Annotated in this window: 9 protein-coding genes; 6 read left to right on the top strand and 3 right to left on the bottom strand. The window is 68.5% G+C overall.

Annotation, left to right across the window (positions count from 1 at the left end; genetic code table 11):
• The first annotated feature begins 49 nt into the window (after positions 1 to 49).
• A complete protein-coding gene (locus A5727_RS22385) occupies positions 50 to 2,044 on the top strand; it encodes a bifunctional copper resistance protein CopD/cytochrome c oxidase assembly protein (protein WP_068255298.1) in 1,995 nt (664 codons plus the stop codon).
• Positions 2,045 to 2,070: 26 nt separating this feature from the next.
• Here the strand turns inward: A5727_RS22385 and atzF are convergent, their stop codons facing one another.
• On the bottom strand, positions 2,071 to 3,690 hold the full coding sequence (gene atzF, locus A5727_RS22380; protein ID WP_068255296.1) for an allophanate hydrolase: 1,620 nt from the start codon (positions 3,688 to 3,690) through the stop codon (positions 2,071 to 2,073).
• A 152-nt stretch (positions 3,691 to 3,842) separates the two neighbouring features.
• Between atzF and ssb the strand changes: the two genes are divergently transcribed.
• The 5 genes from ssb (at position 3,843) to A5727_RS22355 (ending at position 12,114) form a co-directional block, all read left to right on the top strand.
• On the top strand, positions 3,843 to 4,283 hold the full coding sequence (gene ssb, locus A5727_RS22375; protein ID WP_068255294.1) for a single-stranded DNA-binding protein: 441 nt from the start codon (positions 3,843 to 3,845) through the stop codon (positions 4,281 to 4,283).
• A 111-nt stretch (positions 4,284 to 4,394) separates the two neighbouring features.
• Positions 4,395 to 6,068 carry an energy-dependent translational throttle protein EttA gene (ettA, locus tag A5727_RS22370; RefSeq protein ID WP_068255291.1) on the top strand — a complete coding sequence of 558 codons (1,674 nt, stop codon included), beginning with the start codon at positions 4,395 to 4,397 and terminating at the stop codon, positions 6,066 to 6,068.
• A gap of 75 nt (positions 6,069 to 6,143) precedes the next feature.
• Positions 6,144 to 10,988 carry an NAD-glutamate dehydrogenase gene (locus A5727_RS22365; protein WP_068255288.1) on the top strand — a complete coding sequence of 1,615 codons (4,845 nt, stop codon included), beginning with the start codon at positions 6,144 to 6,146 and terminating at the stop codon, positions 10,986 to 10,988.
• Between the two features lie 17 nt (positions 10,989 to 11,005).
• A complete protein-coding gene (locus tag A5727_RS22360; protein ID WP_068255285.1) occupies positions 11,006 to 11,422 on the top strand; it encodes an acyl-CoA thioesterase in 417 nt (138 codons plus the stop codon).
• Positions 11,419 to 12,114: a DUF8185 domain-containing protein gene (locus tag A5727_RS22355; protein ID WP_068255281.1), complete on the top strand. Its 696-nt coding sequence runs from the start codon at positions 11,419 to 11,421 to the stop codon at positions 12,112 to 12,114. Before A5727_RS22360 ends, A5727_RS22355 begins: the two co-directional genes overlap by 4 nt.
• A gap of 169 nt (positions 12,115 to 12,283) precedes the next feature.
• Here the strand turns inward: A5727_RS22355 and A5727_RS22350 are convergent, their stop codons facing one another.
• Both A5727_RS22350 and A5727_RS22345 read right to left on the bottom strand, forming a co-directional pair.
• A complete protein-coding gene (locus A5727_RS22350; RefSeq protein ID WP_197507725.1) occupies positions 12,284 to 12,688 on the bottom strand; it encodes a globin in 405 nt (134 codons plus the stop codon).
• A 6-nt stretch (positions 12,689 to 12,694) separates the two neighbouring features.
• The coding region (locus A5727_RS22345; protein WP_068255275.1) for a sensor domain-containing protein at positions 12,695 to 13,604 on the bottom strand (910 nt) is incomplete at its 5' end.

The following is a 13,604-nucleotide window of genomic DNA, read 5'->3' as shown; positions in this document are numbered from 1 at the left end:
GTGGGGGCGGGCGACGTGGACCACCTTGGCGGGGTCATACGCTGGAACGATGACCACACCCGTCCGCACCCGCTCGATCTCGGTGTGGCCGCTGCTGCTCGGCGTGGGCCTGCTGGCCGGGTTGACCGCCGCGGCACTGGCGGCGTTGGCGTTGGCCGAGGCGCTGACCGCGAGCGGACTGCCTGACCCCGGACCTGTGACGACGGTCGGTCTGCCGTTCGTTCGGGCCGCGGGGGAGATCGCCGCGGCGTGTGCGATCGGAAGCTTCCTGTTCGCGGCCTTCTTCGTGCCGCCCCAGCGCAACGGTGTCCTCGACGCAGCGGGCTACCGGGCGCTGCGCACCGGGACCGTGGCGATGGGGTTGTGGGCGGTCTGCGCGGCACTGTTGGTACCGCTGACGGTGTCCGACGTGTCGGGGCAGCCGCTGCGGGAGCACCTCAGTGTCGTGGAGCTGTGGTCGGCCGCGGGCTACGTCGACACCGCGAGCGCGTGGCGCTGGACCGCGGTCCTCGCGGCCTTGTTGACGCTGTGCAGCATCCCCGTCCTGCGCTGGACGTGGACGCCGGTGCTGTTCGCCGGCGCACTGGTGACCCTGTTGCCGTTGGGCCTGACCGGCCATTCGTCGGCCGGCGGCGCCCATGACATGGGCACCAACAGCCTGCTCATCCACCTCGTGGCCACGACGGTGTGGGCCGGCGGTCTGCTAGCGCTGCTCGCGCACGCCCTGCGGGGCGGCGAACACGGGCCCCTGGCGGCGCGCCGGTTCTCCTCGGTGGCGTTGTGGTGCTTCGTCGCGGTCGCGGCCTCGGGGCTGATCAACGCACTGCTGAGGTTGCGTCCGGCGGACCTGCTCAGCACGGGGTATGGCGCGCTGATCCTGGCCAAGATCGTGGCCCTGGGGGCATTGGGCGTGCTGGGCTGGCGACAGCGACGCTCCGGCGTCGCGGCACTGCAGGCGCAACCCACGTCCCGCGGTCCGCTGATCCGGCTGGCCGTGACCGAGGCCGTCCTCTTCGGTATGACGTTCGGGATCGCGGTGGCGCTCGGGCGCACCCCGCCACCGCCGCCGATCAACCTGAACCCCACCGTGCCCGAAGTCGAGATCGGCTACGACTTCTCCGGCCCGCCGACCGTCGCGCGCCTGCTGTTCGACTGGCGCTTCGACCTCGTGTTCGGCACGGCCGCACTGGTCTTCGCGGTGGTGTATCTGGCCGGAGTGCGCCGCCTGCGCAAGCGTGGGGACACCTGGCCCGTGGGCCGGGTGGTGGCTTGGCTGCTGGGCTGCGCGACGCTGCTGGTGGCCACCTCGTCGGGGCTGGGCCGCTACATGCCTGCGATGTTCAGCATGCACATGGCCGCGCACATGCTGCTGTCGATGCTCGTGCCGATTCTCCTGGTGCTCGGGGCGCCGGTGACGCTGGCCCTGCGGGCGTTGCCCGCCGCCGGTCGGGACGGTCCACCGGGCCTGCGGGAATGGCTGCTGGCCGCCCTGCACAGCCGGTTGTCGAAGTTCTTCACCCACCCGATCGTGGCGACGGTGATGTTCGTCGCCGGTTTCTACGGCCTGTACTTCGGTGGCATCTTCGACGCGGCGGCCGGAAGTCACGCCGGTCACGTCGCGATGAACATCCACTTCCTGTTGTCGGGCTACCTCTTCTACTGGGTGGTGATCGGAATCGATCCGACCCCGCGGCCCATCCCACCGCTGGGCAAACTGGGCATGGTGTTTGCGTCCCTGCCGCTGCACGCCTTCTTCGGGGTGGTTCTGATGGGCATGAACACCGTTCTGGCGGAAGGGTTCTACCGTTCGCTGCTGCTGCCGTGGCACACCGACCTGTTGGGGGATCAGAAGCTCGGTGGCGGCATCGCCTGGTCGGCGGGTGAGGTGCCGTTGGTCGTCGTGATGATCGCGCTGCTGATCCAGTGGACGCGCAGCGACCGCAGGACCGCAAAGCGCCTCGACCGGGCCGCCGACCGCGACGACGACGCGGACCTCGCGGCGTACAACGCGATGCTCGCCAAGCTGGCCCAACGCAACGACTAGCTCGCGCAAGGGAGGAGGCGCCGGCCTCAGACCTGCCCGGCCGCAATCGCCGCGGGCCAACTGCCGTACCCGCTGATGTCCCGGCCGGCCGCGGCGCCGTCGCATCCGAATCCCGTGACCCAGGTGCCGTCGGCCAACTCCACGCTGCCCAGCTGCATGGGCGCGGGAAGCTGGGCCAGGAACCGGCCCAGGGCCGCGGGGGAGAGCAGCCAGTGCTGGCCCGTCAGCGCCGTGCCGGCGGCGCCGTCGGGCACCCGGCCGATTGCCGGTTTGGGTGGCACGGTGTCCAACACCGTCATGCGGTAACGGGCCGCGGTGACCACCTCGCCGCCCCACCGGGCACCGAGGTCGGTCAGTTGGTGCGCGAGCGGGCCGCCCAGCAGGTGCGCACCGAACACCACGAGGTCGGTGGTCGGGGCCGCGGCCAGTGGCCAGACCCGCGGATGGGCCGCGTCGCCGGTGAGAAGCGCGGCGATGTCGAGTGCCACCGCGTCCTCGAAGGCGCGAGCCAGAACGGTGACGCCGAACTGCGCTTCGCCGGCCATCCCGGCCGGCACCGCGACGCCGCACAGGTCGAACAGATTGCAGAAGTTGGTGTAGGTGCCCATGCGCGAATTGACCCCGACCGGGTCGGCGGCGACCTCGGTGAGGCGCGGATGCGTGGGCGCCGTGGGGACCAGCAGCGCATCGGCCCCGGCGAGGTGGGCCATGGCCTCGTCGCGCAGGCGGGCCACCTGGCGACGGTCGCTGACCAGGCGGTGCGCGGGATGCTCCCGGGCGGCGGTGATGATGCGCTTGACCACCGGGTCGACCGCGGCGTCGGGGTGGCTGTCGATGAATTCGCCTGTCGCGGCGTAGCGTTCGCTGACCAGCGCGCCGTCGTACAGAAGCTTGGCGGCGGCCAGGAATGGCGCGATGGGCACGGTGACGATCCGCGCTCCCGCACTCGCCAGGCGGGCGACCGCGGTGTCGAACGCCGCGTGCCAGGTCGCGTCGAGTTCGGGAAGTTCGTCTGGGATCGCGACGACGGGGTGCGGGGGCGCGGCCAACCTCGCATCGCTCGGCCATGCACGCGCCGGGGCACCGCTGGCCATGGCCGCCATCGCGCGGTCGGCCAGGTGCAGGTTCGACGCGAAGATGGTGACGCAGTCATAGGATTCGCACGCCGGAACGACGCCGACGGTGCTGATCACACCGACCGTCGGTTTGATTCCGACGATGCCCTGGAGTGCCGCGGGCACCCGGCCCGACCCGGCGGTGTCGGTGCCGATCGCGATGTCGACCTCGCCGGTGGCCACGGCGACGGCCGAACCCGAACTCGAACCACCGCTGATGAACTCGGGCCGACGGCTGTCGGGCACCGCGCCGTGCGGTGAACGGGTGCCCACCAGCCCGGTCGCGAACTGGTCGAGATTGGTCTTGCCGACCACGACCGCACCTGCGGTGCGCAGTGCGGCGACGGCCGGGGCGTCTCGTTCGGGAGAGTACGCGAACTCCCGGCATGCGGCGGTCGTCGGCAGGCCCACCGCGTCGACGTTGTCCTTGACCGCCAGTCGCAGGCCGGCCAACGGGCCGCCCGCGGCGCGGCTGGCGGCGAGATCCGCGTCGATGTCGGCTTGGGCTCTGCGACTTATCCATACGGACATGCCGCAAAACTAGCGCTTGACAGGTATTCGCGCGACTCCACAGTTGCGACTTCATCCACAGCCCTTTGCCAGCGCCGCACCGGTGTGGCCTCGGATGTCGGACCCGTCGGGCGGACTGGGGACGAGCATCCGCACGACGAAAGGACCCTGCAATGTTCGAAACACCCATCACCGTGGTCGGCCGCATCGTCACCGATCCGGCGCTCCGCCACGTCGGCGATCAGGACGTGGTCAAGTTCCGAGTGGCCAGCAATGCGCGTCGGCGCACCGCCGACGGCACGTGGGAGCCGGGAAACTCGCTGTATCTGGCGGTGAACTGCTGGGGAAAGCTGGCCACCGGTGTCGCAGCCAGCCTGGCCAAGGGCGACGCGGTCATCTGCGTCGGATCGGTCCACACCGCCGAATACGCCGACAAGGAGGGCAACCGCCGGTCGTCGCTGGAGATGCGCGCCACCAGCGTCGGACCGGACCTGTCCAAGTACGTCGTGGAACTCAAGCGGGTCGAGGAGCGGCCCGCCCCAAGCCCGATCCCGGAGGTCGTACCGGACACCGGAGATGCGCCGGACGAGCAGGAGCGCGACTCCGCCGCGTGACCGCAGACCGAGCGTGACGGGTCCGCGGCACCCGTCACGTTCGGCGGCACCGGCGGACCCGCCTAGGATGGTCGCGAGTATTCCTGCCGACCAGAAAGGCGACACTGCGGCATGGCTGAGTTCATCTACACGATGAAAAAGGTCCGCAAGGCGCACGGCGACAAAGTCATCCTCGACGACGTCACGCTGAACTTCCTTCCCGGAGCCAAGATCGGCGTGGTCGGCCCCAACGGGGCGGGCAAGTCGAGCGTCCTGCGAATCATGGCGGGCCTGGACAAGCCCAACAACGGTGACGCGTTCCTCGCCACCGGCGCCACCGTCGGCATCCTCCAGCAGGAGCCGCCGCTGGATGAGACCAAGACGGTCCGCGAGAACGTCGAGGACGGCGTGCCGATCAAGGCCAAGCTCAACCGGTACAACGAGGTGGCCGAGCTGATGGCCACCGACTACACCGATGAGCTGATGGAGGAGATGGGCAAGCTCCAGGAGGAGCTCGACGCGGCCGACGCCTGGGACATCGACTCCCAGCTCGAGCAGGCCATGGACGCGCTGCGCTGCCCGCCGCCGGACGAACCGGTGACCCACCTCTCCGGTGGTGAGCGTCGTCGCGTCGCGCTGTGCAAGCTGCTGCTGTCCAAGCCCGACCTGCTGCTTCTCGACGAGCCCACCAACCACCTCGACGCCGAGAGCGTGCTGTGGCTCGAGCAGCACCTGGCGAGCTATCCGGGTGCGATCCTGGCGGTCACCCACGACCGGTACTTCCTGGACAACGTCGCCGAGTGGATCCTCGAACTCGACCGCGGCCGTGCCTACCCCTACGAGGGCAACTACTCGACCTATCTCGAGAAGAAGGCCGAGCGCCTCGAGGTGCAGGGCAAGAAGGACCAGAAGCTGCAGAAGAGGCTCAAGGACGAGCTGGCCTGGGTCCGTTCGGGTGCCAAGGCCCGCCAGGCCAAGAACAAGGCCCGCCTCCAGCGCTACGAGGAGATGGCAGCCGAGGCGGAGAAGACGCGCAAGCTCGACTTCGAGGAGATCCAGATCCCGGTCGGTCCCCGGCTGGGCAACCTGGTGGTCGAGGTCGAACACCTCGACAAGGGTTTCGGCGGCCGACAGCTGATCAAGGACCTGTCGTTCACGCTGCCGCGCAACGGCATCGTCGGCGTGATCGGCCCCAACGGCGTCGGCAAGACGACGCTGTTCAAGACCATCGTCGGCCTCGAGCAGCCCGACAGCGGCGTGGTCCGGGTCGGAGAGACGGTCAAGCTGAGCTACGTCGACCAGAACCGTGCCGGCATCGACCCGAAGAAGAACGTGTGGGAGGTCGTCTCCGACGGCCTGGACTACATCGAGGTCGGGCAGAACGAGATCCCATCGCGCGCCTACGTCTCGGCGTTCGGCTTCAAGGGACCCGATCAGCAGAAGCCCGCCGGCGTGCTCTCCGGCGGTGAGCGCAACCGGCTGAACCTCGCGCTCACGCTCAAGCAGGGCGGCAACCTGATCCTGCTCGACGAGCCCACCAACGACCTCGACGTCGAAACGCTGGGCTCACTCGAGAACGCGCTGGAGCAGTTCCCCGGCTGCGCCGTGGTGATCAGCCACGACCGCTGGTTCCTCGATCGCACCTGCACGCACATCCTGGCGTGGGAGGGCGATGACGACAACGAGGCCAAGTGGTTCTGGTTCGAGGGCAACTTCGGCGCCTACGAGGAGAACAAGATCGAGCGTCTCGGTGCGGAAGCGGCGCGTCCGCACAGGGTGACCCACCGGAAGCTCACACGCGACTAGTGTGACGCCTGCGCGTCGGACCGCAGCAGGCGACTCCGACGCGGCACCTACAGCGCTGTAGTCAGGAGTGACCGCATGACGGTGAATCCGCCCGAGGCCGAGACGTCCGACTCTCGTCCACCGGCCCTGGACAGACTCTCCGCGGCGGCGGTCGACCGACTCCGGCAGGCGTTCCTGGGCACCCACCGGGGCCCGCAGGGCGATGCACCCGACACCGGCATCGACGCCGGTACCGACGTCGGCACCGACGGGGCGGATCGCGCCGCTGCGGTCCCGGATTCGCTGCTGGCCGCGCACCTCAGTCTGGGCGGGCGCCGTCAGGTCGGCCAGACCGCGGTGGAGGTCGTAGGCGACCCGGCGCACGGGTGGACGCTGCTGGTGGTGACCGACCAGTCCGAGATGCTGCTGGACTCGGTGACGGTGCTGCTGCACCGACTCGCGGTGGCCTATGTGGCCATCCGGAATCCGTCGTTCACGGTGCGGCGCGACGGCGCCGGTGAGCTGCTCGACATCGAACCGGCCGGCGCGGACCAGGCGGACGGGATGGTCGAGACGTGGATCCAGGTGGTGCTGTCACCGGCGGTCGACCGGCGTGCGCTGGAAGAGGCCCAACGACTCATCCCGGACGTGTTGGCCGACGCCCGGCAGGTCGCCGAGGACTCCGCGGCGATGGCCCAGCGACTCCAGGACCTGGCCGACGCACTCGACGGCGACACCGACGGACGTTTCCCCGGCGCCGACCGCCGAGACGTGGCTGGGTGGTTGCGGTGGCTGGCCGATGGCCATTTCGTGCTGCTGGGCCACCAGCGCTGCGTCGTCAGTGACGGGCACGTCGCCGTGGACGAGGACAGCAGGCTGGGCGTGCTGAAGTTGCGGGACGACGACCTGCCGCGCCTGGCCGGTGACGATGACCTGTTGGTGCTCGCCCAGGCGACCGTCCCGAGCTATCTGAGGTACGGCGCGTACCCATACATCGTCGTCGTGCGGGAACACGGTGCTGCGGGCACCGCCGTCGAACACCGCTTCGTCGGGTTGTTCACGGTGACCGCGATCAATGCCAATGTCATGGAGATCCCACTGATCTCGCGTCGGGTGCAGGACGCACTGGCGATGGCGGCCGAGGACCCCAGCCAGCCGGGACAGATGCTGCTGGACGTCATTCAGACCGTCCCGCGCTCGGAGTTGTTCGCGTTGTCGGCCCAGGAACTGCACGACATGGCGATGATGGTGATCGATTTGGGCTCGCGACGCCGCACGCTGTTGTTCGCACGCGCCGACCGACTGGGCCACTTCGTGTCCTGCCTGGTGTACCTGCCGCGGGACCGCTACACCACGGATGTACGCCTCGAGATGCAGGACATCCTGGTCCGAGAGTTCGGCGGCGTGGGTATCGAATACGCCGCGCGAGTCAGTGAATCACCTTGGGCGCTGGTTCATTTCACGGTCAGACTGCCGGACCGCGCCAAGCCGCAGGACATCGACGTCTCCCCGGAGAACGAGACGCGGATCCAGGCCCTGCTCACCGAGGCCGCCCGCACCTGGGGTGACCGCCTGCTCAGCTCTGTGCCCACGGACTCGATCGAGAGGGCCACCGCCGAGCACTACGCCGCGGCGCTGCCCGTGTCCTACCGGCAGGTGGTGGCTCCCGAGGACGCCCTCGCCGACATCGCGGTCATCGAAAGCCTGAGCGCCGACGCCGTCAAGCTGGTCCTCACCGCTGACGTCGACACCAGACATCACCAACTCAACTGGTACCTGGGTGGCAGGTCGGCGTCCCTGTCGGAACTGCTGCCGATGCTGCAGTGCATGGGCGTGGTGGTGCTGGAGGAGCGGCCTTTCACCGTCAGGCGGCCCGACGGCCTCCAGGTGTGGCTCTACCAGTTCCGCATCTCACCGCGCCCCGAGATCCCGGCATCGGGACCCGAGGAGATCGGCGGTGTGGCCGAACGGTTCGCCGACGCGGTCACCGCCATCTGGCAGGGCCGTGTCGAGATCGACCGGTTCAACGAACTGGTGTTGCGGGCCGGCCTGACCTGGCAGCAGGTCGTGATCGTGCGGGCCTACGCAAAGTATCTGCGGCAGGCCGGTTTTCCGTACAGCCAGTCGCACATCGAGACGGTGGTCAACGACAACGCGAAGACCGCGCGGTCGTTGGTCGAACTCTATGAGGCGCTGTTCGACCCCGAGCAGACCGAGGCGTCCAAGGCCGCGGCGCAGGCGGCTGCCGCGGCCGTGGCCGCTGACATCGACGCCCTGGTGAGTCTGGACACCGACCGGGTGCTGCGCGCGTTCGCCTCCCTTATCCAGGCCACGCTGCGGACAAACTACTTCGTGACACGGCCGGAGTCGGCGCGGAGCCAGGGTGTGCTCGCGACCAAACTGAACCCCGGTCTGATCGACGAACTGCCGTTGCCCAGGCCACGATTCGAGATCTTCGTCTATTCACCCCGGGTGGAGGGTGTGCATCTGCGCTTCGGGGCGGTGGCGCGCGGCGGGCTGCGCTGGTCGGATCGGCGTGAGGACTTCCGCACCGAGATCCTCGGCCTGGTCAAAGCGCAGGCGGTCAAGAACGCCGTCATCGTGCCGGTCGGGGCCAAGGGCGGCTTCGTCGTGAAGCGTCCGCCTGCGCCGACCGGTGACCCGGCGGCCGATCGCGAGGCCACGCGCAACGAGGGGGTGGCCTGCTACCGCCTGTTCATCGCGGGTCTGCTGGACGTGACCGACAACGTCGAGAAGGCGACCCGGGCGGTCGTGCCGCCGCCCCAGGTCGTGCGTCGCGACGGCGAGGACGCCTACCTGGTGGTCGCCGCGGACAAGGGCACCGCGACGTTCTCCGACATCGCCAACGACGTCGCCAAGTCCTATGGATTCTGGCTGGGCGATGCGTTCGCGTCCGGAGGGTCCGTCGGCTACGACCACAAGGCCATGGGAATCACCGCCCGGGGTGCGTGGGAGAGCGTCAAGCGGCACTTCCGGGAGATGGGCAGGGACACCCAGTCGCAGGACTTCACCGTGGTCGGCGTGGGGGACATGAGCGGTGACGTCTTCGGCAACGGAATGCTGCTGTCCGAGCACATTCGGCTGATCGCGGCGTTCAACCACCTGCACATCTTCGTCGATCCCAGCCCGGATGCCGCGGCTTCGTGGCGCGAGCGCCGGCGTCTGTTCGATCTGCCGCGGTCCACCTGGGACGACTACGACAAGTCGTTGATCTCCTCTGGCGGTGGCGTTTTCAGCCGTGAGCAGAAGTCGATTCCGATCAGCGCCGAGATGCGCAGGGTGCTGGGCATCAGCGCCGACGTCACCGAGCTGACCCCGCCCGCACTGGTCAAGGCGATCCTGATGGCCCCGGTGGACCTGCTCTGGAACGGTGGCATCGGCACCTATGTCAAGGCCGAGACCGAATCCGATTCCGATGTGGGTGACCGTGCCAACGACATGGTGCGGGTCAACGGAAATCAAGTGCGCGCCAAGGTGATCGGGGAGGGCGGGAACCTCGGCGTCACGTCCCGGGGCCGTGTCGAGTTCGACCTCGCCGGTGGCCGGATCAACACCGACGCCCTGGACAACTCAGCCGGCGTGGACTGCTCCGACCACGAGGTCAACATCAAGATCCTGGTGGATTCGCTCGTCACCCTGGGCAGGGTCGACGCCGACGAACGATCGGCACTGCTGGAGTCCATGACCGACGAGGTCGGTGCGCTGGTGCTCGAGAACAACGCGGAGCAGAACGACCTGATGGGCACCAGCCGGGCCAACGCCGCGGCGCTGCTCAACGTGCACGCCCGTCAGATCAAGGAGCTCGAGGACACTCGCGGTCTCAACCGGGAACTTGAGGCGTTGCCCACCGACAAGGAGATCCGTCGTCGCATCGACGCCGGAATCGGGCTGACCTCACCGGAATTGGCCACGCTGATGGCACACGTCAAACTCGCGCTCAAAGAGGAGCTGCTGGCCAGCGAACTGCCCGACCAGGACGTGTTCGCATCCCGGCTGCCGAACTACTTCCCGCGGCAGTTGCGGGAGCGCTTCACCGCCGAGATCCGCAACCACCAGCTGAGCAGCGAGATCGTCACGACCATGCTCGTCAACGACATGGTCGACACAGCCGGAATCACCTACGCCTACCGCATCACCGAAGACGTCGGCGTCGGCTACGTCGACGCCGTGCGGACCTACGCGGCCACCGATGCGATCTTCGGCATCGGAGACGTCTGGCGCCAGATTCGGGCCGCGTCGCTGGAAAACGACATCCCCGTTCACATCTCGGACCGGATGACACTGGACCTGCGCAGGCTCATCGATCGTGCCGGCCGTTGGCTGCTGAACTACCGACCCCAGCCACTGGCCGTCGGCGCCGAGATCAACCGGTTCGCGGCGAAGGTCGCGGCGCTGACGCCGCGGATGCTCGAGTGGCTGCGTGGAGACGATCTGGCGATCGTCACCAAGGAGGCCGAGGAGTTCGCCGCGCACGGCGCCCCGAAGGACCTCGCCTTCATGGTGAGCACGGGCCTGTACCAGTACAGCCTGCTTGACGTGATCGACGTCGCCGACATCGTGGACCGCGACGTCGTCGAGGTGGCCGACACCTACTTCGCCCTCATGGACCATCTCGGCACCGATGGTCTGCTGACCGCGGTCTCCGGGCTGCCCCGTGATGACCGTTGGCACGCCCTGGCGCGTCTGGCCATCCGAGACGACCTCTACAGTTCGTTGCGCATGCTCACTCTCGATGTGCTCGCGGTCGGCGAGCCCGAGGAGAGCGGCGAGGAGAAGATCGAGGAGTGGCAGCAGACCAACTCCTCGAGGTTGGGGCGGGCGCGGCGCACGCTCGGTGAGATCAACGCCGACGGGGCCCACGACCTGGCGACGCTGTCGGTGGCGGCGCGCCAGATCCGCAACATGACGAGATCGAGTTGAACAGGAGCAGCAGGTAAATGCCTGGGGAGCGCTACGTCACACCGGTCCCGGTGCGCTGGTCGGACATCGACATGTACCAGCACATCAACCACGCCACGATGGTGACCATCCTCGAAGAGGCACGAGTCCCGTTCCTGTCGGAGGCCTTCGGGCCCACCATCACGACCACCGGGCTGTTGATCGCCGAGGTGAAGGTGTCCTACAAGGGGCAGCTGCGGCTGGTGGACACGCCCCTGCAGGTCACCATCTGGGTGAAGAGACTGCGGGCCGTGGACTTCACGCTGGGCTACGAGGTGCGTTCGGTGAGCGCCGATCCGGACTCTCGACCCGCGGTGATCGCCGAGACGCAGTTGGCGGCATTCGACATCGAGGAGCAGAAACTGGTGCGGCTGTCGCCTGAGCATCGCGCATACCTGGAGCGGTGGTTGCAGTGACATCCCCCCACCGGGGGAACGGTCGAAGCGACAGCGGGGAGAGCGAATTCGGCCTCTGGCCGGCGACCTCGGCCGATCGCACCGATCTGGCGACGTTCACCGACCGGGCGCTGCGTCTGGACGAGGCCGCGGTGGTGCGGCTGCGGTCCCGCGGTTCGGACCGGGTTGTCGCTTGGGTGGCAACGGGTTTCGATGTGTTGGCCAGCAGGGTGGTGCACGGCCGGGTGAACCCCGCGGACCTGTCGGCCGGCGCTGACGCGCTGGCGCGTGGGCTGGCCGCCGACACCGTGCGCGTTGAACCCGGCTTCCCGATGGATTCGGCATGGCGGGGCGTGCTGCCCCCGGACACCGGGTTCGTCCACCTCGACGACGTTCCCGCGCGCGTCATGCTCGATCTCGCTGCGCGCGGCGCCGAACTCGCTCGCGAGCACGGCAGCGCGCACGGTCCGCCGACCTCACTGCTCGACCAGGAGGTGCTCGCGGTCAGCGCACCGGGTGGCGATCTGAGCGTGGGGGTGCCGATGCGCTGTGTCTTCGCGTTGACGGCGATGGGTTTCCTGCCGCAGCGCGCCGAGACGGTGCCTGCGGACGAGATCGTGCGCGTCCGGATCCTGCCCGCGTGGCTGCGTATCGACGCGCGGTTCGGGTCGGTGTACCGGCGCAGGGGAGATCCCGCGGTGGTGCTGCGGTAGTCAGGCGCGCTGCCCCGGGTGGGGCTGTGGCGCGCGCTATACCTTCACCCTCGCGCGCGGCTTCCGTCCCCTTGTGCCCGCGAACCTTAAATGGTTGCGAGGACACGCCGTGGGGGCTCGCCGAGATCGATGAAAGGTGCGGGTTCCTCGCAAACGCAGGCTGGGGCGGTCAGAAGGGGGTGTTCACCATCGACTGCGCGGCCATTTCCAGGTAGTCGAGCAGTGCCCGCCGGTGGGCGTCGTCGAGAGTCTGCGTGTCGATCTCGGCGATCGCGGTGTGCATACAGCGCAGCCACGCGTCCCGCTCAAGGAATCCGATGCGGAACGGGTTGTGGCGCATGCGCAGTCGGGGGTGTCCACGCAGATCGGAGTAGGTCCTCGGGCCGCCCCAGTACTGCTCGAGGAACATGCGCAGGCGTTCCTCGGCCCCGTCGAGGTCATCCTCGGGGTACAGCGGCCGCAGGATCTCGTCGTCGCGCACCAACTCGTAGAACCGCGCGACGATCTTGGTGAACGTCTCGTGGCCTCCGACGGCGTCGTAGAAGCTCTGCTGTGGCTGATCCATCTGCACCATTGTGGCTCAGGACGGAATCCGCGCCAGGATCCGGTCGGTGATCACGTCGGGTTCGGTGGTCGCGGTCGGTGAGACCACGGCGATGTCGACCACGACGCTGCCCTTGACCGCCAGCACCCGGAACTGCGGAACCCCCGGTCCGGCGGTGATGGTGCTTCGCACCGCGACCCGTTCCGGCCCACCCGTGGGGGTGCCGATATCCCACGTGATGGTGCCGCTCGGCGACGTCAGCGAGAACGTCCGGCCCGCGCACTGCTGCCACTGAGTGCGGCTCTCGGCGACGAACTTGTGCGCCGCGGCGGCGTCCTGGAAGCCGACCGCGACCTGATCCACGATGGTGAGGACGCTGTTGTCGCTGAAGCTGGCCCTCTTGTAGTCCCGGCCGCCCTTGCCCTCGTACACCGTGTCAATGCCCGCGGCGACGGCACTCAGGCATTCCTCGGGTTCGGCGGTGACGTCCTTGTCGGAATCAGCACCCGATCCGGAGCCGCTCGAGGACGACGGCGAGAGACCAGGGGTCTTCATGATCGTTCTGACCTCGTCGAGGCTCAGCAGTACGTTGGAGATGTCGACGCGGGACTGCCTCGGTGCGGTGGTCGCCGGCGGCGCGGCGGGGGCGGGCACCGTCAGCGAGGGTTCGTCGCTGGCGACCGTGGGGGTGTCACCCGATCGATCCACGACCGTGAGCATCGCCACGAGAGCGATCACCGCGAAGACGATCACCGCATACGACAGTGTCATCCCGATGAGCGCACGCTCGCGACCGCGTTCATGTGTCTGCTTGATCTGCCCCAGCGCCAGGTGTCCCAACAGCGCACCGACGGGTGCGAACACGAATGCGAACACGACCGAGAGTGTGGCCAGCGTGTTCGTCTGCTCCGGCGGGTAGGGCAGCGGGGCGCCGGGCTGGGGTTGT

Origin of the sequence: Mycobacterium sp. ACS4331, assembly GCF_001667265.1 — a bacterium.
Taxonomy (GTDB): Bacteria; Actinomycetota; Actinomycetes; order Mycobacteriales; family Mycobacteriaceae; genus Mycobacterium.
The sequence above is the reverse complement of the archived record's forward strand: the minus strand, read 5'-3'. Positions and strand labels throughout refer to the sequence as shown.